At 52.9% G+C, this 15,223-nt stretch carries 26 protein-coding genes; 7 read left to right on the top strand and 19 right to left on the bottom strand.

Features of this window, described 5'->3' with window-relative positions; genetic code table 11:
• Nucleotides 1–3: 3 nt before the first annotated feature.
• The 19 genes from rpsE to rpsJ form a co-directional block, all read right to left on the bottom strand.
• Nucleotides 4–519, bottom strand: coding sequence for a 30S ribosomal protein S5 (gene rpsE, locus ACO6V1_RS13370; protein WP_101746630.1), 516 nt, complete (start codon nucleotides 517–519; stop codon nucleotides 4–6).
• 12 nt (nucleotides 520–531) lie between these two features.
• Nucleotides 532–882, bottom strand: a complete 351-nt coding sequence (gene rplR / locus ACO6V1_RS13365; protein WP_101746631.1) for a 50S ribosomal protein L18 — start codon at nucleotides 880–882, stop codon at nucleotides 532–534.
• A gap of 14 nt (nucleotides 883–896) precedes the next feature.
• Nucleotides 897–1,430 (bottom strand): 50S ribosomal protein L6, encoded by a 534-nt coding sequence (gene rplF / locus ACO6V1_RS13360; RefSeq protein ID WP_269672624.1) that lies wholly within the window; start codon nucleotides 1,428–1,430, stop codon nucleotides 897–899.
• 12 nt (nucleotides 1,431–1,442) lie between these two features.
• Entirely contained in the window at nucleotides 1,443–1,835 is a 393-nt protein-coding gene (gene rpsH / locus ACO6V1_RS13355) for a 30S ribosomal protein S8 (RefSeq protein ID WP_101746633.1), read from the bottom strand.
• Nucleotides 1,836–1,864: 29 nt separating this feature from the next.
• Entirely contained in the window at nucleotides 1,865–2,170 is a 306-nt protein-coding gene (gene rpsN, locus ACO6V1_RS13350) for a 30S ribosomal protein S14 (RefSeq protein WP_101746634.1), read from the bottom strand.
• Nucleotides 2,171–2,186: 16 nt separating this feature from the next.
• A complete protein-coding gene (gene rplE, locus ACO6V1_RS13345) occupies nucleotides 2,187–2,726 on the bottom strand; it encodes a 50S ribosomal protein L5 (RefSeq protein ID WP_101746635.1) in 540 nt (179 codons plus the stop codon).
• A gap of 10 nt (nucleotides 2,727–2,736) precedes the next feature.
• On the bottom strand, nucleotides 2,737–3,051 hold the full coding sequence (gene rplX / locus ACO6V1_RS13340) for a 50S ribosomal protein L24 (protein ID WP_422467167.1): 315 nt from the start codon (nucleotides 3,049–3,051) through the stop codon (nucleotides 2,737–2,739).
• A gap of 12 nt (nucleotides 3,052–3,063) precedes the next feature.
• Nucleotides 3,064–3,432: a 50S ribosomal protein L14 gene (rplN, locus tag ACO6V1_RS13335; RefSeq protein WP_066014875.1), complete on the bottom strand. Its 369-nt coding sequence runs from the start codon at nucleotides 3,430–3,432 to the stop codon at nucleotides 3,064–3,066.
• Between the two features lie 127 nt (nucleotides 3,433–3,559).
• A complete protein-coding gene (gene rpsQ / locus ACO6V1_RS13330; RefSeq protein WP_101746637.1) occupies nucleotides 3,560–3,835 on the bottom strand; it encodes a 30S ribosomal protein S17 in 276 nt (91 codons plus the stop codon).
• Between the two features lies 1 nt (nucleotide 3,836).
• Nucleotides 3,837–4,028 (bottom strand): 50S ribosomal protein L29, encoded by a 192-nt coding sequence (gene rpmC / locus ACO6V1_RS13325; protein ID WP_020582408.1) that lies wholly within the window; start codon nucleotides 4,026–4,028, stop codon nucleotides 3,837–3,839.
• A complete protein-coding gene (gene rplP / locus ACO6V1_RS13320; RefSeq protein WP_020582409.1) occupies nucleotides 4,028–4,441 on the bottom strand; it encodes a 50S ribosomal protein L16 in 414 nt (137 codons plus the stop codon). The genes rpmC and rplP overlap by 1 nt, the downstream gene beginning before the upstream one ends.
• Nucleotides 4,442–4,452: 11 nt before the next feature.
• Nucleotides 4,453–5,160: a 30S ribosomal protein S3 gene (gene rpsC / locus ACO6V1_RS13315; protein WP_422447490.1), complete on the bottom strand. Its 708-nt coding sequence runs from the start codon at nucleotides 5,158–5,160 to the stop codon at nucleotides 4,453–4,455.
• A gap of 11 nt (nucleotides 5,161–5,171) precedes the next feature.
• The gene (gene rplV, locus ACO6V1_RS13310) at nucleotides 5,172–5,507 is read right to left on the bottom strand and encodes a 50S ribosomal protein L22 (RefSeq protein WP_066014872.1); all 336 of its coding nucleotides are present in this window, start codon (nucleotides 5,505–5,507) and stop codon (nucleotides 5,172–5,174) included.
• Between the two features lie 12 nt (nucleotides 5,508–5,519).
• Nucleotides 5,520–5,798, bottom strand: coding sequence for a 30S ribosomal protein S19 (gene rpsS, locus ACO6V1_RS13305; protein WP_066014871.1), 279 nt, complete (start codon nucleotides 5,796–5,798; stop codon nucleotides 5,520–5,522).
• 21 nt (nucleotides 5,799–5,819) lie between these two features.
• Nucleotides 5,820–6,647 carry a 50S ribosomal protein L2 gene (rplB, locus tag ACO6V1_RS13300; RefSeq protein WP_209276240.1) on the bottom strand — a complete coding sequence of 276 codons (828 nt, stop codon included), beginning with the start codon at nucleotides 6,645–6,647 and terminating at the stop codon, nucleotides 5,820–5,822.
• An 11-nt stretch (nucleotides 6,648–6,658) separates the two neighbouring features.
• Nucleotides 6,659–6,955: a 50S ribosomal protein L23 gene (gene rplW / locus ACO6V1_RS13295; RefSeq protein ID WP_422447493.1), complete on the bottom strand. Its 297-nt coding sequence runs from the start codon at nucleotides 6,953–6,955 to the stop codon at nucleotides 6,659–6,661.
• Nucleotides 6,952–7,554 carry a 50S ribosomal protein L4 gene (gene rplD, locus ACO6V1_RS13290; protein WP_269672620.1) on the bottom strand — a complete coding sequence of 201 codons (603 nt, stop codon included), beginning with the start codon at nucleotides 7,552–7,554 and terminating at the stop codon, nucleotides 6,952–6,954. The genes rplW and rplD overlap by 4 nt, the downstream gene beginning before the upstream one ends.
• A gap of 12 nt (nucleotides 7,555–7,566) precedes the next feature.
• A complete protein-coding gene (rplC, locus tag ACO6V1_RS13285; protein WP_422447495.1) occupies nucleotides 7,567–8,211 on the bottom strand; it encodes a 50S ribosomal protein L3 in 645 nt (214 codons plus the stop codon).
• 101 nt (nucleotides 8,212–8,312) lie between these two features.
• Nucleotides 8,313–8,648: a 30S ribosomal protein S10 gene (gene rpsJ / locus ACO6V1_RS13280; protein WP_066014867.1), complete on the bottom strand. Its 336-nt coding sequence runs from the start codon at nucleotides 8,646–8,648 to the stop codon at nucleotides 8,313–8,315.
• A gap of 547 nt (nucleotides 8,649–9,195) precedes the next feature.
• On the opposite strand from rpsJ, the gene mbhE reads away from it, so the two are divergent.
• From mbhE to mnhG, 7 genes are read left to right on the top strand one after another with little or no spacing between them, the layout of a single operon-like run.
• A complete protein-coding gene (mbhE, locus tag ACO6V1_RS13275) occupies nucleotides 9,196–11,448 on the top strand; it encodes a hydrogen gas-evolving membrane-bound hydrogenase subunit E (protein WP_422467165.1) in 2,253 nt (750 codons plus the stop codon).
• Nucleotides 11,448–11,840: an MnhB domain-containing protein gene (locus ACO6V1_RS13270; RefSeq protein ID WP_269672616.1), complete on the top strand. Its 393-nt coding sequence runs from the start codon at nucleotides 11,448–11,450 to the stop codon at nucleotides 11,838–11,840. The genes mbhE and ACO6V1_RS13270 overlap by 1 nt, the downstream gene beginning before the upstream one ends.
• Nucleotides 11,840–12,193, top strand: a complete 354-nt coding sequence (locus ACO6V1_RS13265; RefSeq protein WP_422467163.1) for a Na+/H+ antiporter subunit C — start codon at nucleotides 11,840–11,842, stop codon at nucleotides 12,191–12,193. Before ACO6V1_RS13270 ends, ACO6V1_RS13265 begins: the two co-directional genes overlap by 1 nt.
• On the top strand, nucleotides 12,190–13,743 hold the full coding sequence (locus ACO6V1_RS13260) for a proton-conducting transporter membrane subunit (RefSeq protein WP_422467161.1): 1,554 nt from the start codon (nucleotides 12,190–12,192) through the stop codon (nucleotides 13,741–13,743). Before ACO6V1_RS13265 ends, ACO6V1_RS13260 begins: the two co-directional genes overlap by 4 nt.
• Nucleotides 13,740–14,216, top strand: coding sequence for a Na+/H+ antiporter subunit E (locus ACO6V1_RS13255; RefSeq protein ID WP_269676833.1), 477 nt, complete (start codon nucleotides 13,740–13,742; stop codon nucleotides 14,214–14,216). The genes ACO6V1_RS13260 and ACO6V1_RS13255 overlap by 4 nt, the downstream gene beginning before the upstream one ends.
• Nucleotide 14,217: 1 nt before the next feature.
• Complete coding sequence (locus tag ACO6V1_RS13250; RefSeq protein WP_422467171.1) at nucleotides 14,218–14,526, top strand: cation:proton antiporter; 309 nt, start codon at nucleotides 14,218–14,220, stop codon at nucleotides 14,524–14,526.
• Entirely contained in the window at nucleotides 14,523–14,828 is a 306-nt protein-coding gene (gene mnhG / locus ACO6V1_RS13245; protein WP_101749109.1) for a monovalent cation/H(+) antiporter subunit G, read from the top strand. The genes ACO6V1_RS13250 and mnhG overlap by 4 nt, the downstream gene beginning before the upstream one ends.
• Nucleotides 14,829–15,223: the final 395 nt, after the last annotated feature.

Below are 15,223 nucleotides of genomic sequence, written 5' to 3'. Positions count from 1 at the left end.
GACTTACCCCAGGATATCCTCAACAGACTTGCCACGCTTGGCAGCAACGCCTTCAGGAGAACGCATGTCGCGCAGACCGTTAAAAGTAGCACGAACCACGTTCACCGGATTGGTAGAACCGTAGCACTTGGCCAGTACGTTGTGTACGCCAGCCACTTCAAGAACGGCACGCATTGCACCACCGGCGATAACACCGGTACCAGCAGATGCTGGCTGCATGTAAACCTTGGAAGCACCGTGACGGGCTTTAACCGGGTACTGCAGGGTGTCACCGTTCAGGTCAACATGAATCATGTTGCGACGGGCAGCTTCCATAGCTTTCTGGATAGCGATTGGCACTTCACGGGCTTTACCGCGACCAAAACCAACCTTACCCTTGCCATCACCAACGACTGTCAGCGCTGTGAAGCCAAAGATACGGCCACCTTTCACCACTTTGGCGACACGGTTAACCTGTACCAGCTTCTCAATCAAGCCTTCGTCGTTGTTAGGCTTACGCTCATCTCTTTCTCTTGCCATGACGTTCTACCCTTAGAATTCCAGTCCGCCTTCACGGGCTGCATCGGCAAGCGCCTTGACACGACCGTGATATTTGAAACCAGAGCGGTCAAACGCCACCTTGGTCACACCCGCTGCCTTGGCACGCTCAGCAACCAGGGCACCAACTTTCTTGGCCGCTTCTACGTTACCGGTAGCGTCGCCACGCAGTTCTTTTTCAACAGTGGAGGCAGATGCCAGCACTTTGTCGCCGTCAGCGGCGATAACCTGCGCATAGATGTGGCGAGGCGTACGATGGATGCTCAGACGAATGGCACCCAGCTCACGCATCTTAACCCTTGCACGAAGGGCACGACGCAGGCGAGAAGATTTCTTGTCCATCATGATCTCACCCTACCTTACTTTTTCTTGGCTTCTTTGCGACGAACGCGTTCGTCAGCATAGCGAACACCCTTGCCTTTATAAGGCTCAGGACGACGGAATTCACGAATTTCCGCAGCAACCTGTCCAACCAGCTGCTTGTCGATACCGCGAACCAGAATTTCAGTCTGGGTCGGAGTTTCACAAGTCACGCCTTGTGGCAGTTCGTATTCAACCGGATGGGAGAAGCCCAGGTTCAAAGTCAGGCTATTACCTTTGGCCGCTGCACGATAACCAACACCAACCAGCTGCAGCTTCTTCTCGAAGCCAGCGGTTACGCCGGTTACCATGTTGTTAACCAGGGCACGGGTAGTGCCGGCCAGAGCACGGGAGTGCTTGGCACCATCACGTGGAGCAAACGTCAGAACGTTTTCTTCCTGTCCAACTTCGACATTGTTGTGAACAACAAGTTCCAGTTGACCCTTGGAACCTTTGATCACCAGGATCTGGCCATTGCGCTTGATCTCTACACCAGCAGGGACAGCAACAGGGCTTTTGGCTACTCGAGACATAATACCCCTCCCTTAGAACACAGTGCAGAGAATTTCGCCACCAACACCGGCTGCACGGGCAGCACGATCGGTCATAACACCTTTGTTGGTGGAAACGATAGCGATACCCAGACCGCCGTTCACTTTAGGCAGCGCTTCCTTGCCAGCGTAAGAACGCAGGCCAGGACGGCTGGTACGCTTCAGGCTTTCAATAACTGGCTTGCCTTCGAAATACTTCAGTTCGATGGCCAGTTCAGCCTTGGCTTCGCCAGCGACTTTGTAGTCAGCGATGAAACCTTCGTCTTTCAAAACCCGGGCTACAGCAACCTTGATTTTGGAGGACGGCATGGTGACAGAGGCGTGCTCTGCCATCTGGGCATTACGGATACGAGTTAGCATATCTGCTAACGGGTCCTGCATACTCATTATCTATATCTCCCGAAGATGAAATGCGCTTACCAGCTGGCTTTAACCAGACCTGGAACATCACCACGCATCGCTGCTTCACGCAGCTTGATACGGCTCAGGCCGAATTTGCGCAGTACGCCGTGTGGACGGCCAGTGATGCGGCAGCGGTTACGCAGACGCGCCTTGCTGGCATTGCGAGGCTGCTTCTGCAGAGCTACCAGGGCATCCCAACGCTCATCTTCAGTGCTGTTAGGATTGTTAATCACAGCTTTCAGCTGTGCACGCTTTTCAGCATACTTGGCAACGGTGCGCTGACGCTTCAGTTCCCGCTGCTTCATGGATACTTTTGCCATAAAACTCGTACCTGTATCAGTTACGGAATGGGAAGTTGAAAGCCTTCAGCAGAGCACGGCCTTCTTCGTCATTCTTGGCGGTAGTGGTCAGAGTGATGTCCAGACCGCGCAGAGTGTCGATTTTGTCGTAATCAACTTCAGGGAAGATGATCTGCTCTTTAACACCCATGCTGTAGTTACCACGGCCGTCGAAAGACTTGGGGCTCAGACCACGGAAGTCACGGACACGTGGCAGAGCGATGTCAACCAGACGCTCCAGGAACTCATACATGCGCTCACGACGCAGAGTCACCTTAACACCGATTGGCCAGCCTTCACGGACTTTAAAGCCAGCAACGGATTTGCGGGCCTTGGTCACGACAGCTTTCTGACCGGCGATTTTTTCCAGGTCAGCAACCGCATGCTCGATGACTTTCTTGTCACCAATCGCTTCACCAACACCCATGTTCAGGGTAATTTTGGTGATGCGTGGCACTTCATGAACGTTTTTCACACCCAGCTCTTCTTTGAGCATGGGCAGAATTTCTTCACGATATTTGGTTTTAAAATTTGCCATCACTCTCCCCTTACGCGTCAACAGGCTTGCCGTCAGACTTGAATACGCGCTGCTTTTTGCCATCTTCGATAGCAAAGCCAACACGATCAGCCTTGTTGGTTTCAGGGTTCAGAATCGCAACGTTAGAAGCTTCGATAGCCGCTTCTTTTTCTACGATTCCACCAGGAGTGCCCAGCATCGGGTTAGGTTTCTGATGTTTCTTGATCATATTGATGCCAGAAACAACCAGCTTGCCGTCAGCACGAACGGTTTGCACTTTACCGCGCTTACCCTTGTCCTTGCCGGCAATTACGATGACTTCGTCATCACGACGGATCTTTTTCATTACCTGCTCCCGTTACAGTACTTCTGGGGCCAGTGAGATGATCTTCATGAACTGCTCACCGCGCAGCTCACGAGTCACTGGTCCAAAGATACGGGTACCGATTGGCTGCAGGTTGGCGTTCAGAAGAACAGCTGCATTGCCATCGAATTTGATCAGGGAACCGTCTGGACGACGAACACCTTTTTTGGTACGCACGACAACAGCGTTCATCACCTGGCCTTTTTTGACCTTACCGCGGGGAATCGCTTCCTTCACGGATACTTTGATGATGTCGCCAATGCCAGCGTAGCGGCGGTGGGATCCACCCAGCACCTTGATACACTGAACTCGACGGGCGCCGCTGTTATCAGCGACTTCGAGTTGACTTTCTGTCTGGATCATTGCTTATTCTCCAAGCCCAAACTGCAGACGGGTACTCGCCGGCTTTCACAAAAACAACCATTCCGACAGAACTTTTAAGAGCCTGTCGGAACGGCCATTAGTCACTCAAGCCCAAAGCACCGTAGCCTTAGATCTGAGTAGCACGCTCGTCAATGGATACAAGCGTAAACGTCTTGCTCTTTGACAGAGGACGCGTCTCTTTGATGGTAACAACGTCGCCCATACGGCAGTCGTTGTTTTCATCATGAGCGTGCAACTTGGTGGACCGCTTCACGATTTTACCCAGAAGCGGATGTTTTACCCGGCGCTCGATGAGAACAGTGATGGTTTTATCCATCTTGTCGCTCACGACCTTACCGGACAGTGTACGGATCTTTTTTTGACCAACCAGTTCTTCAGCCATCTTATGCTCCTGCCTTTTGGTTCAGGATGGTTTTCACACGAGCGATGTCGCGCTTAACCTGCTTCAGCAGATGGCTCTGACCCAGCTGGCCAGTAGCTTTCTGCATACGGAAGTTAAACTGATCCCGCAGCAGAGAGAGCAGCTCAGTATTGAGCTCCTCTACAGACTTTTCACGCAGTTCAGCAGCTTTCATCACATTACGCTCCGCTTAACGAAGGCAGTTTCCAGCGGCAGCTTGGCTGCTGCAAGAGCAAAGGCTTCACGAGCCAGCTCTTCGGACACACCTTCCATCTCATAGAGAACGCGGCCTGGTTGAATCTGGCACACCCAGTATTCCACGTTACCCTTACCTTTACCCTGACGCACCTCAAGAGGCTTACCGGTGATCGGCTTGTCAGGGAAGACGCGGATCCAGATTTTACCGCCACGTTTAATGTGACGGGTCATGGCACGACGAGCCGCCTCAATCTGGCGAGCTGTTATACGTCCACGACCGATTGCTTTCAATGCGTATTCGCCGAAGCTAACCTTGGAGCCGCGGAGTGCCAGACCACGATTGCGGCCTTTTTGCTGCTTACGAAATTTCGTACGCTTAGGCTGTAACATTTCCGCGCTCCTTAACTCTTAGCCTGACGCTTCTTAGGGCGACGAGCTGGCTGCTCTTTATCTTTGGAAGGCTCAACAGCAGGCGCCATGCCACCGATAACCTCACCCTTAAAGATCCAGACCTTGACACCCAGAATACCGTAAGTGGTCAGTGCTTCATAATGTGCATAATCGATGTCAGCACGCAGGGTGTGCAGTGGCACACGACCTTCGCGGTACCATTCAGTACGCGCGATTTCAGCACCGCCAAGACGGCCACTCAGTTGAACCTTGATACCCTTGGCACCCAGACGCATGGCGTTCTGGACAGAGCGCTTCATGGCACGACGGAACATCACACGACGCTCCAGCTGGCCAGCGATACTCTGAGCGACCAGCATGGCGTTCAGTTCAGGCTTGCGGATTTCTTCAATGTTGATGTGCACAGGCACGCCCATCATTTTGGACACCGCCTGACGCAGCTTCTCAACGTCTTCACCCTTCTTGCCAATCACGATACCCGGACGGGCAGTGTGAATGGTTACACGGGCGCTTTGCGCTGGACGCTGGATTTCAACATGGCTTACAGAAGCGTTTTTCAGCTTCTCTTCAATGAAACTGCGCACCGCCAGGTCAGCATTCAGTTTGTCAGCGTAATCGCTGCCATCTGCAAACCAGACTGAACGGTGGGGCTTAACAATGCCCAGGCGAATTCCATTAGGATGTACTTTCTGACCCATCTGACCGCTCCTTAGACCTCTGCAACCTTAACCGTAATATGGCAAGACCGCTTCAGAATGCGATCAGCACGACCCTTGGCACGTGGGCGAATGCGCTTCATAGTCATGCCTTCGTCAACGAAGACAGTAGAGACTTTCAGCTCATCGATGTCCATGCCGTCATTGTGCTCAGCGTTTGCAATAGCAGACTCAAGCACTTTCTTAACCAGAACCGCAGCTTTTTTCGGGCTGTAGCTCAGGAGATCCAGGGCTTCGCCAACTGCCTTGCCGCGGATCTGGTCAGCGACCAGACGCGCTTTCTGGGCAGAAATGCGAGCGCCTTTATGCATAGCAGCAACTTCTTTCATTTCTATACCCTCTTAGCGCTTCTTGGCCTTCTTGTCTGCTGCGTGACCGCGATAAGTACGGGTTGCAGCAAACTCACCCAGCTTGTGGCCAACCATATCTTCGGTAACGAAGACAGGAACGTGCTGACGACCGTTGTGCACAGCCAGAGTCAGACCAACCATGGTTGGGATAATCATGGAGCGGCGAGACCAGGTCTTGATCGGACGCTTGTTGCCGCTTTCAGCCGCTTCTTCGACTTTCTTCAGCAGGTGAAGGTCGATAAATGGGCCTTTTTTCAATGAACGTGGCACTATCGTATCCTCTCTCTAGGCTTACTTCGCGCTGCGACGACGTACGATCATTTTGTCCGTACGCTTGTTGGAACGAGTCTTGCGACCCTTGGTCGGAATACCCCATGGCGTCACAGGATGACGACCACCGGAAGTACGACCTTCACCACCACCATGTGGGTGATCTACCGGGTTCATGGCAACACCACGAACGGTCGGACGCACACCACGCCAGCGCTTAGCACCCGCTTTACCCAGAGAGCGCAGGTTGTGCTCACTGTTAGAGACTTCGCCCAGAGTGGCGCGACAGTCAGCCAATACTTTACGCATTTCACCGGAACGCAGACGCAGGGTAACGTAAGCACCGTCACGAGCGACCAGCTGGGCAGAAGCACCAGCACTGCGAATCATCTGAGCACCTTTACCAGGCTTCATTTCTACACAGTGTACGATGGAACCCTGTGGAATATTGCGCAGAGGCAGAGTATTACCAGCTTTGATCGGGGCATCGACACCGGAGAACAGCTCATCACCGGCTTTCACACCTTTAGGTGCGATAATGTAACGACGCTCACCATCCATGTATTTCAACAGGGCGATGTGCGCAGTACGGTTTGGATCGTATTCCAGACGCTCAACAACAGCTGGAATGCCGTCCTTGTTGCGACGAAAGTCTACGATACGGTAGTGCTGCTTGTGACCACCCCCGCGATGACGGGTAGTGATACGACCAGCATTGTTGCGACCACCAGTTTTGCCTTTCTTTTCCACCAGAGGCGCGTATGGGCGGCCCTTGTGGAGGTCAGGGTTAACTACCTTGACAACGAAGCGGCGACCTGGAGAAGTCGGCTTGCATTTGATTACTGCCATTCTCTAGCTCCTTATTCCGCGTCCGCGAAGTCAATTTCCTGACCTTGCTCCAGGCTGACGTACGCCTTTTTCCAGTCTGAGCGCTGGCCCATACCGAAACGAGTACGCTTGGTCTTGCCCTTAACAACGGCAGTCCTGACAGCTTTAACGCTGACGTCAAACAGCTGCTCAACAGCTTTTTTGATTTCGAGCTTGGTTGCGTCCCTGGCTACCTTGAAGACGTACTGATTGTGCTCTTCAGCAACGACAGTGGTCTTCTCGGAAATGTGCGGACCAAGCAGAACTTTAAAAATACGTTCCTGGTTCATCCCAGCATCTCCTCGAACTTCTTGATGGCAGACACGGTCATCACGACTTTCTCGTGAGCAACCAGGCTAACCGGATCAATACCCTGAACGTCACGAACATCCACATGAGGAATGTTGCGAGCGGCCAGATAAATGTTCTGATCCACTTCATCAGCAACGATCAACGCGCCGTTAGCGTTCAGTTCATTCAGCTTGGCTACAACCAGTTTGGTCTTTGGTGATTCAACAGCGAACTGTTCAACCACAATAAGACGCTCTTGACGAACCAGCTCGGACAAGATGGAACGCAGCGCTGCGCGATACATCTTCTTGTTCAGCTTTTGAGCGTGATTCTGTGGTTTGGCAGCAAATGTCTTGCCGCCCCCGCGCCACAGTGGGCTGCGGATAGTACCGGCGCGTGCACGACCGGAACCTTTCTGACGCCAGGGCTTACGACCACCGCCACTTACGTCGCTGCGGTTTTTCTGAGCTCTGGTGCCTTGACGCGCACCGGCCATGAATGCAACAACCGCCTGGTGAACCAGGGTTTCGTTGAATTCAGTGCCAAAAGTCACGTCTGAGACCTGAACGGCATCTGCACCGTTTACCTTCAGTTCCATCGTCTAATCCCCTCAGGCGTGAGCACGTGCTTTAACTGCTGGACGAACAATAACGTCAGCACCGGTTGCACCAGGTACTGCGCCTTTGACCAGCAGCAGGTTACGCTCGCTATCAACGCGAACGAGTTCCAGGGACTGTACGGTCACGTTTTCAGCGCCCATATGTCCAGCCATTTTCTTGCCTTTGAAGACACGACCAGGAGTCTGACACTGGCCGATAGAGCCAGGTGCACGGTGAGACAGAGAGTTACCGTGGGTAGCGTCCTGCATACGGAAGTTCCAGCGCTTGATAGCACCCTGGAAGCCCTTACCCTTGGACTGACCGGTAACGTCTACTTTCTGACCTTGCTCAAACAGGTCTACACCGATAACGTCGCCCGCTTGGTATTCAGCGTCAGCGTCGATACGGAATTCCCAGAGACCAGAACCAGCTTCAACGCCTGCTTTGGCGAAGTGGCCAGCTTCCGGCTTGCTCAGACGGCTGCTTTTCTTGCTTCCGGAAGTTACCTGAATTGCAGTATATCCGTCGGTTTCCAGGGTTTTCACCTGGGTAACGCGGTTTGGATCTACCTCAATTACGGTAACCGGTATGGAAACACCGTCTTCGGTGAAAACACGGGTCATACCGCGTTTCTTGCCGACTAATCCAATAGTCATTTCAACCTCTCTCGTGTACGGGGCTATTACCCACTATGGCCGCTCACTTCAGAGCTGTTACACAAAAGTGTGCACACTTTGATGGAGAGCCCATGGCCTCATTAACCGAGACTGATCTGCACTTCGACACCGGCTGCCAGATCCAGTTTCATCAGTGCGTCTACAGTTTTTTCGGTGGGCTCGATAATGTCGAGAAGACGCTTATGGGTACGGATTTCATACTGGTCACGAGCGTCTTTGTTGACGTGTGGAGAAATCAGTACGGTAAAGCGTTCTTTTCGTGTTGGCAGAGGGATTGGACCACGAACCTGCGCACCAGTTCTTTTTGCAGTATCAACGATTTCCTGCGTAGACTGGTCAATCAGGCGATGGTCAAAAGCCTTCAGGCGAATACGAATTTGCTGCGCCTGTGAGGACTGCTTTGATTGTTGGCTCATTTTGTTCTAACCATGGCATCTATAAAGAACAAAGTCTGATGAACTATGTCACCTAGACAAAAGGACGCAAAATTCTACTAACCACAAAACTTGCTGTCAACACAAGCTTCCAAACAAGTTTTTGTTATATGGAAGAGCAGAGGGTCATTTTATCAGGCGGGCATGATACATGGCCGGAGGGGGCTCGCTAAATAGGGACAATATGAAGTCGGGCTCAGTAGTCGTCACGGCAGGTTAGTGCACCGCCCCGATATTTCATTATTTACAGGGCATTTATGAGTTTCGCATGGCCACATTTATTTTGACTCACCCCCTGAATTTTGTAATCCCCATGAACCCGTCATTCTTGATCATTATTCACGCGTTATATCTTTACTATCAAAATAAAAAGCTGTTAATGAAAAAACAGATCACTCCAATACCACCTCGCACACACAGCCCTTATAGGTGACATAACTTTTGTCTATATAGTAAAGCGAAAGTGCCATTATAATGTCCCACCTTAATCACGGCTTTCTCATCCAAACGATATTTACGGCCTTATTTCATGCAAAATCCAACACTTAAACTCTGGTTGGCGTTCTGCGCACTGCTGCCGCTGGGGATTTTTCTGCTGATCAGCGCCAGCTATCAACCACCGGAGTCTCTGCTGCATTGGCCCTGGATTCCGTCACTGGGTATTGATTTTTCACTCCGCCTTGATGGCCTCAGCGTCCTGTTTGCCAGTTTAATCAGTGGCGTCGGGTTTCTGGTTCAGCTCTACGCCATCGCTTATATGAAACCCTATAAAGGCCGCGGTGCGTTTCACCTCTATCTGACCCTGTTTATGCTGGCCATGCTGGGTCTGGTGCTGGCCGATAACCTGCTGTTGCTGTTCGTATTCTGGGAATTAACCACCCTCACCTCCTATCTGCTGATTGGCTTTAACCACGAACAGGAAAAATCCCGCAAGAACGCCCTGCAAGCCATGCTGGTCACCGGCAGCGGCGGTCTGGCACTGTTGGCGGGCCTGATTATGCTGGGGGAAATGGCGGGTACCTACAGCCTCAGCGCCATCATCACCCAGGGTGCTTCGCTGTCTCAGCACGCCTGGTTTACACCATCACTGTTGCTTGTTTTGCTGGGGGTATTCACCAAATCGGCACAGTTTCCCTTTCATTTCTGGTTGCCCGGTGCCATGGCCGCACCAACCCCCGTCAGTGCCTATCTGCACTCGTCCACCATGGTCAAAGCCGGTGTTTACCTGCTGGCACGACTGCTGCCGGTGTACGGTGACAGCACGTTATGGTTCACGCTGCTGTGCAGTGCCGGTGCTTTTACTGCCCTGTGGTGCGCCTTACAGGCTTACCGTCAGACCGACTTAAAGCTGATGCTTGCCTTCAGCACCAATGTCATTCTTGGCCAGCTGGTGATGCTGATCGGCATCGGCAGCAGCTATGCCATCACTGCCGCATTACTGTTGATTGCCGCGCACTCCTTTTATAAGGCCGGACTGTTTATGGTGGTCGGCAATATCGATAAGGCCACCGGCACCCGGGAATACCATGAACTGGCGGGCCTGCGTGCGGTGCTGGCCATCAGCTTTACCGCCGCTTTGGTGACCGCTGCGTCAAAGGCGGGTCTGCCACCGTCGTTTGGTTTCCTGTCCAAGGAATATCTCTATAAAGCAGGGCTGGAATTTGGCTGGGTACTTTCCGGCTCCATGCTGCTGGCTAATGCCATTATGGTGGCGCTGGCATTGCTGATCGTCATCAAACCCTTTTTACGGCCTCACCATGCCAAGGCCGCACCGATGAAAGCCGTTGAGCATAATCCGCTGCTCTGGTTGCCCCCCATCGTTCTGGCACTGCTGTCGATCATTGTGCCGCTGGCTCTGTTGAACTGGTATCAGGGTCTGGTGATTGATCCCGCTGCCACGGTAATGCTGGCTACCCCGAAAACGGTGAAGCTCTGGGAAGGGTTAAACCTGCCACTGCTGCTAAGTGCACTCACGTTGTTACTGGGTATCTTGCTCTATGTTGGCTATCCACGCCTGAAGCCCCGGCTCGACCAGCTTATGTCCGGGCTGCCCTCGGGCCCTGCGGTTTATCAGTCCCTGCTGGATGCGGTGGTCAAGCTGGCAAACTGGCAAACCCGGCTGCTACAGCACGGTCAGCTCACTCAATACAGCCTGCAGTTTTTCCTGGTACTACTGGCCTTTCTCGGCACCGTACTCTGGCAAATACACCCCCTGCCACCGATTGATTGGGATCTGAAGTACTACGATATTCTGCTGGCCCTGTTTCTGGTCATCGCCCCGGTGGTGGTGGTCAAGGCCCGCACCCTGCTGTTGGCGGTGACCGCACTGGGCACCATTGGCTTTCTGACCACACTGGTTTTCCTGGTGTACAGCGCCCCGGATGTGGCCAAAACGCAGCTGCTGGTAGAGACCCTGTTGGTGGTCTTTATCGCCATCGTGTTACGCCATCTATCTGCTGCCAACACGGTTCCCCAGCATTCAGCGCTTCGCCGCCTGGTACACGCCGGCGTTGCCGCAGGCATCGGCATCAGCATCACCCTGGCTCTGTGGATTATTACCGCCGAACCCATGAATCAGGCAATCTCCGAGTTCTATGCCCAAACCAGTGTCAGCGGTGGCCGAGGGCGCAATATCGTCAATGTTATCCTGGTGGATTTCCGCGCGTTTGACACCCTCGGAGAAGCCGTTGTGGTGGTGATTGCCGGATTGGCAACCGTCGCGGTACTGGCTGGCAAACGGATTAACCAGATGGTCTCTGAAACCCCCAAGGAGCACCGTTAATGTCATCGATTATCTTTCGTACCAGCGCCCATATCGTCACGGTGCTGATGCTGGTGTTTTCTGTTTACCTGCTGTTGCGTGGCCATAACAATCCCGGCGGCGGGTTTATTGCCGGCCTGATTGCCGTCATTGCCTTTGCCCTGTTAATGCTGGCCGAAACCCCGGCCTATGTGCGTGAGCGCCTGGTCTATTCACCGGCCACCTTTGCCGGTTCTGGTGTGGCCATAGCGCTGTTCGCCGGTCTGCTGCCGCTGTTTTTCGGGCAGCCTTTTCTCTCTGGCCTGTGGCTGGGCAAAGTCGGCAGTCCACTGTTATTTGACGTTGGCGTATACCTCGCTGTCATCGGATCGGTACTGATGATCCTGCTCAATGTTGAAGAGGAGTTAAGTTGATGGAGTTTCTCTGGTGTCTGGTCGTCGGCCTGATGACTGCCTGCGGCGTTTTCCTGATGCTGGAGCGTCATATCGTGCGCTTTCTGTTCGGTATGATTCTGGTCAGTAACGCCATCAACCTGGCCATTTTTGTCGCTGGCCGGTTAACCCGGGGCAATCCGCCACTGATTGCCAGTGATGCCCTGCTCCCGGCCGTCGGTTACGCCAACCCGCTGCCACAGGCGCTGATTCTGACCGCCATTGTGATCGGTTTCGGCCTGTTATTGTTCACCTTACTACTGGCCTACCGCGCCATTAAAGAATTTGGCACCGCTGATATGGACAAAATGCAACATGCGGAGACAGAGCAATGACCCATTGGCTACTGGTTATGCCTGTTTTTATTCCACTGCTGACCGCTACCGCCTGCGCTTTCAGCTTTCGCGCCCGCACCCTGTCATCGATGATCAGCTGGTCCGGAGCCCTCGCCAACCTGTGTATCGCCCTGTTGCTGGTCCAGCAGGTCATTTCCCAGGGCCTGCAGGTAACCGCCTTTGGTGACTGGCAAGCCCCCTTCGGCATTGTCTTTGTCGCCGACCTGCTATCGGCCAGCATGGTGCTGATTACCGCCATTATCGGTGTCGCGATTGTGCTCTACAGCACCACCGATTTGCGCAGCAAACCGTTCTATGGGATCTATCACAGTTTGATTCATGCGCTGCTGGCCGGTGTGATGGGCAGCTTTTTAACCGGAGACATTTTCAATCTCTATGTGTTTTTTGAGGTCATGCTCATTACCTCATTTGGCCTGATGGTGCTCAATGCCAATAAACAGCAGGTGGATGCGGCGGTTAAATACGTGGTGCTCAACCTGATCTCCACCATGGTTTTCCTGTTGGCCATCGGGCTGCTGTATGGCGCTACCGGCACCTTGAATATGGCCGACCTGCACGCCAAAGTTCCGTTACTGCCGGACACCACCATGATGCTGATTTCCGGGTTGTTTCTCTTTGGTTTCGCCATCAAGGCATCGGCGTTCCCGGTCTTCTCCTGGCTGCCAGCGTCCTATCATCATCTGCCCAGCGCCATCGTTGCCCTGTACGCCGCACTGCTGACCAAAGTGGGGGTTTATGCGTTGCTCCGCGTCTTCACTATTGTGTTTGACCTGGTCGATAGCGGCTACCAGCCATTGCTGATAGTGATTGCCGGCCTGACCATGCTCACCGGCGTTCTTGGTGCGGCCAGTCAATTCCATATTAAACGTATTCTGTCGTTTCATATTATCAGTCAGATTGGCTATATGCTGATGGGGCTGGCCATCTATACACCGCTGGCCATCACCGGTGCGATTTTCTACATCATCCACCACATTATTGTTAAGGCCAATTTGTTCCTGATCGGCGGCTTCCTGCAGCGCAGACAGGGCAGTGATAACCTGCGTGAGCTGGGTGGCGCTTATCGCAGCATGCCGTGGCTGGCCCTGTTGTTTCTGATTCCAGCGTTCTCTCTGGCGGGCTTTCCACCACTGTCCGGCTTCTGGGGCAAGTTTCTGGTGATCAAGGCAAGCCTGCAAACTGACGCCTATCTGCTGGCGGCCACCGCTCTGTTTGTTAGCCTGATGACCATTTACTCAATGACCAAAATCTGGGCCGAAGCGTTCTGGAAACCGCTGCCGGATAATGCCGCTGCACCGCCCCCCCTGACCCGGCGGGAAAACTGCCTGTATATCGTCCCTATTGTGGCACTGGCCGTATTGACCATTCTGATTGGTTTGCTGGTCGAACCCATTTATCAGCTGGCAGAAACCTCTGCAACCAACCTGCTCAATCCACAGCCTTATATTGATGCCGTGCTTGGCAGCGACAGCACGACCTACTCAGCGCATCTCTCCATACCAGGACCCGCTGGAGGAACGCAACCATGAACCTGTTTTTGTTGAACATCCTGCTGGCGTTTGGCTGGATGCTGCTGAACGGCGACTATGGCAGCACCGACTTTACCATTGGTTTTGTGGTCGGTTTTTTTGCCCTGTTGCTGACCGAACCCTTCCGCAATAAACCCCACTACGGCCGCAAGTTCCTGGCAGCCCTGAAGCTATTGGCGGTATTTCTATACAAACTGCTCACCAGTAGCCTGCAAGTGGTGTGGGACGTCATCACCCCCACCCACCTGAGCCATCCGGCCATTATCAAAGTGCCGCTGGCGGTTGAATCTGACATGGAGATTATGTTGCTGGCCAATATGGTGTCGCTCACGCCGGGGTCACTGACGCTGGATGTCAGTGAAGATCGCCGGTATTTGATCGTACATGCCATGTTCAGCAAGAACGAACAATCGGTGATCGACGATATCAAAACATCATTGGAGCGTCGTATTCTGGAGGTGACCCGTGACTGACATGATGGTTTTTGCCACTCATTTCGCCTTTGTCGGTTTGTTAGCCAGCCTGGTCCTGGCATTTATCCGACTGTGCAAAGGCCCTTCGCTGGCGGATCGGGTGATTGCCCTGGATCTCATCGCCTTTATCACCATCGGCTTTATTGGTGTATTCACCATTTACAGCAACGCCACGGCATTTATGGATATTGCCATCACCCTGGCCCTGGTGGCGTTTCTCAGCACCATTGCCTTTGCCCGCTTTATTATGCGCGTGCCACTGAGCCAGTCTCGCGCTGATTCGGGTTTAAGTTCAGGAGACAAATCATGATGGATTGGGTCGTCGCCAGCTGTTTAATTGTCGGGGTACTGTTCAGTTTTTTCTCTGCGCTGGGTATTTTACGGATGCCGGATGCTTACATTCGAATGCACTCATCCACCAAAGCGGGGACCATCGGGGTTGGTTTAATTATGGTGGCTGTGGCCCTGCACTTTCAGGGGGTTTCCATCAGTTCCCGGGCCGTCGGGATTATCGCCTTCATCCTGATGACCGCCCCTGTTGCAGCACATCTGATGGGTAAATCGCTGTTGATGAATAATTACCAGATGTGGCGTGGTCATCAACAGGATTAACTCTTCCCTTCTGAAGCAGGCCTGAAACTTCGGGCCTTTTTTCACTTCGGTGCCTCTTCTTTTCGACGCCGCTTCAGGGATCATGGGGAAATTATTTAAGAACAATCAGTTTGCAAATGAACCTGCTAAAACGACTCCCCCCTTTTATCCTGACATTTTCCTCACTTGTTTCAGTTTTTTTTGCTTTCCCTGTCTTTGATGATTTCTGCCGCACTGACTTGATAAACAAGATTCAAGTACTGGAATTTTCCAACAGTCCCCGAGCCAGCAAGAAATAGATTGCTGTTTTGTGTTTTCGTGGTTGCTCAAACTTGAGCACAAATCTAGGAGCCTGTCCGAGAATAGCGCCCACAGCGAGGATGGCAGAAAATTGAGGATAAAAATTTCGTTTTGTG

The organism is Endozoicomonas sp. ALC013 (genome assembly GCF_049310205.1).
Classification (GTDB): domain Bacteria; phylum Pseudomonadota; class Gammaproteobacteria; order Pseudomonadales; family Endozoicomonadaceae; genus Endozoicomonas.
Note: the sequence above shows the minus strand (reverse complement) of the source record. Positions and strands in the feature narration are given on the sequence as shown.

Bases quoted from the DNA above. Each gene is read 5' to 3' on its own strand.
- rpsE (WP_101746630.1), bottom strand. From the start codon at position 519: ATGGCAAGAGAAAGAGATGAGCGTAAGCCTAACAACGACGAAGGCTTG.
- rplR (WP_101746631.1), bottom strand. From the start codon at position 882: ATGATGGACAAGAAATCTTCTCGCCTGCGTCGTGCCCTTCGTGCAAGG.
- rplF (WP_269672624.1), bottom strand. From the start codon at position 1,430: ATGTCTCGAGTAGCCAAAAGCCCTGTTGCTGTCCCTGCTGGTGTAGAG.
- rpsH (WP_101746633.1), bottom strand. From the start codon at position 1,835: ATGAGTATGCAGGACCCGTTAGCAGATATGCTAACTCGTATCCGTAAT.
- rpsN (WP_101746634.1), bottom strand. From the start codon at position 2,170: ATGGCAAAAGTATCCATGAAGCAGCGGGAACTGAAGCGTCAGCGCACC.
- rplE (WP_101746635.1), bottom strand. From the start codon at position 2,726: ATGGCAAATTTTAAAACCAAATATCGTGAAGAAATTCTGCCCATGCTC.
- rplX (WP_422467167.1), bottom strand. From the start codon at position 3,051: ATGAAAAAGATCCGTCGTGATGACGAAGTCATCGTAATTGCCGGCAAG.
- rplN (WP_066014875.1), bottom strand. From the start codon at position 3,432: ATGATCCAGACAGAAAGTCAACTCGAAGTCGCTGATAACAGCGGCGCC.
- rpsQ (WP_101746637.1), bottom strand. From the start codon at position 3,835: ATGGCTGAAGAACTGGTTGGTCAAAAAAAGATCCGTACACTGTCCGGT.
- rpmC (WP_020582408.1), bottom strand. From the start codon at position 4,028: ATGAAAGCTGCTGAACTGCGTGAAAAGTCTGTAGAGGAGCTCAATACT.
- rplP (WP_020582409.1), bottom strand. From the start codon at position 4,441: ATGTTACAGCCTAAGCGTACGAAATTTCGTAAGCAGCAAAAAGGCCGC.
- rpsC (WP_422447490.1), bottom strand. From the start codon at position 5,160: ATGGGTCAGAAAGTACATCCTAATGGAATTCGCCTGGGCATTGTTAAG.
- rplV (WP_066014872.1), bottom strand. From the start codon at position 5,507: ATGAAAGAAGTTGCTGCTATGCATAAAGGCGCTCGCATTTCTGCCCAG.
- rplB (WP_209276240.1), bottom strand. From the start codon at position 6,647: ATGGCAGTAATCAAATGCAAGCCGACTTCTCCAGGTCGCCGCTTCGTT.
- rplW (WP_422447493.1), bottom strand. From the start codon at position 6,955: ATGAACCAGGAACGTATTTTTAAAGTTCTGCTTGGTCCGCACATTTCC.
- rplD (WP_269672620.1), bottom strand. From the start codon at position 7,554: ATGGAACTGAAGGTAAACGGTGCAGATGCCGTTCAGGTCTCAGACGTG.
- rplC (WP_422447495.1), bottom strand. From the start codon at position 8,211: ATGACTATTGGATTAGTCGGCAAGAAACGCGGTATGACCCGTGTTTTC.
- rpsJ (WP_066014867.1), bottom strand. From the start codon at position 8,648: ATGAGCCAACAATCAAAGCAGTCCTCACAGGCGCAGCAAATTCGTATT.
- mbhE (WP_422467165.1), top strand. From the start codon at position 9,196: ATGCAAAATCCAACACTTAAACTCTGGTTGGCGTTCTGCGCACTGCTG.
- ACO6V1_RS13270 (WP_269672616.1), top strand. From the start codon at position 11,448: ATGTCATCGATTATCTTTCGTACCAGCGCCCATATCGTCACGGTGCTG.
- ACO6V1_RS13265 (WP_422467163.1), top strand. From the start codon at position 11,840: ATGGAGTTTCTCTGGTGTCTGGTCGTCGGCCTGATGACTGCCTGCGGC.
- ACO6V1_RS13260 (WP_422467161.1), top strand. From the start codon at position 12,190: ATGACCCATTGGCTACTGGTTATGCCTGTTTTTATTCCACTGCTGACC.
- ACO6V1_RS13255 (WP_269676833.1), top strand. From the start codon at position 13,740: ATGAACCTGTTTTTGTTGAACATCCTGCTGGCGTTTGGCTGGATGCTG.
- ACO6V1_RS13250 (WP_422467171.1), top strand. From the start codon at position 14,218: ATGATGGTTTTTGCCACTCATTTCGCCTTTGTCGGTTTGTTAGCCAGC.
- mnhG (WP_101749109.1), top strand. From the start codon at position 14,523: ATGATGGATTGGGTCGTCGCCAGCTGTTTAATTGTCGGGGTACTGTTC.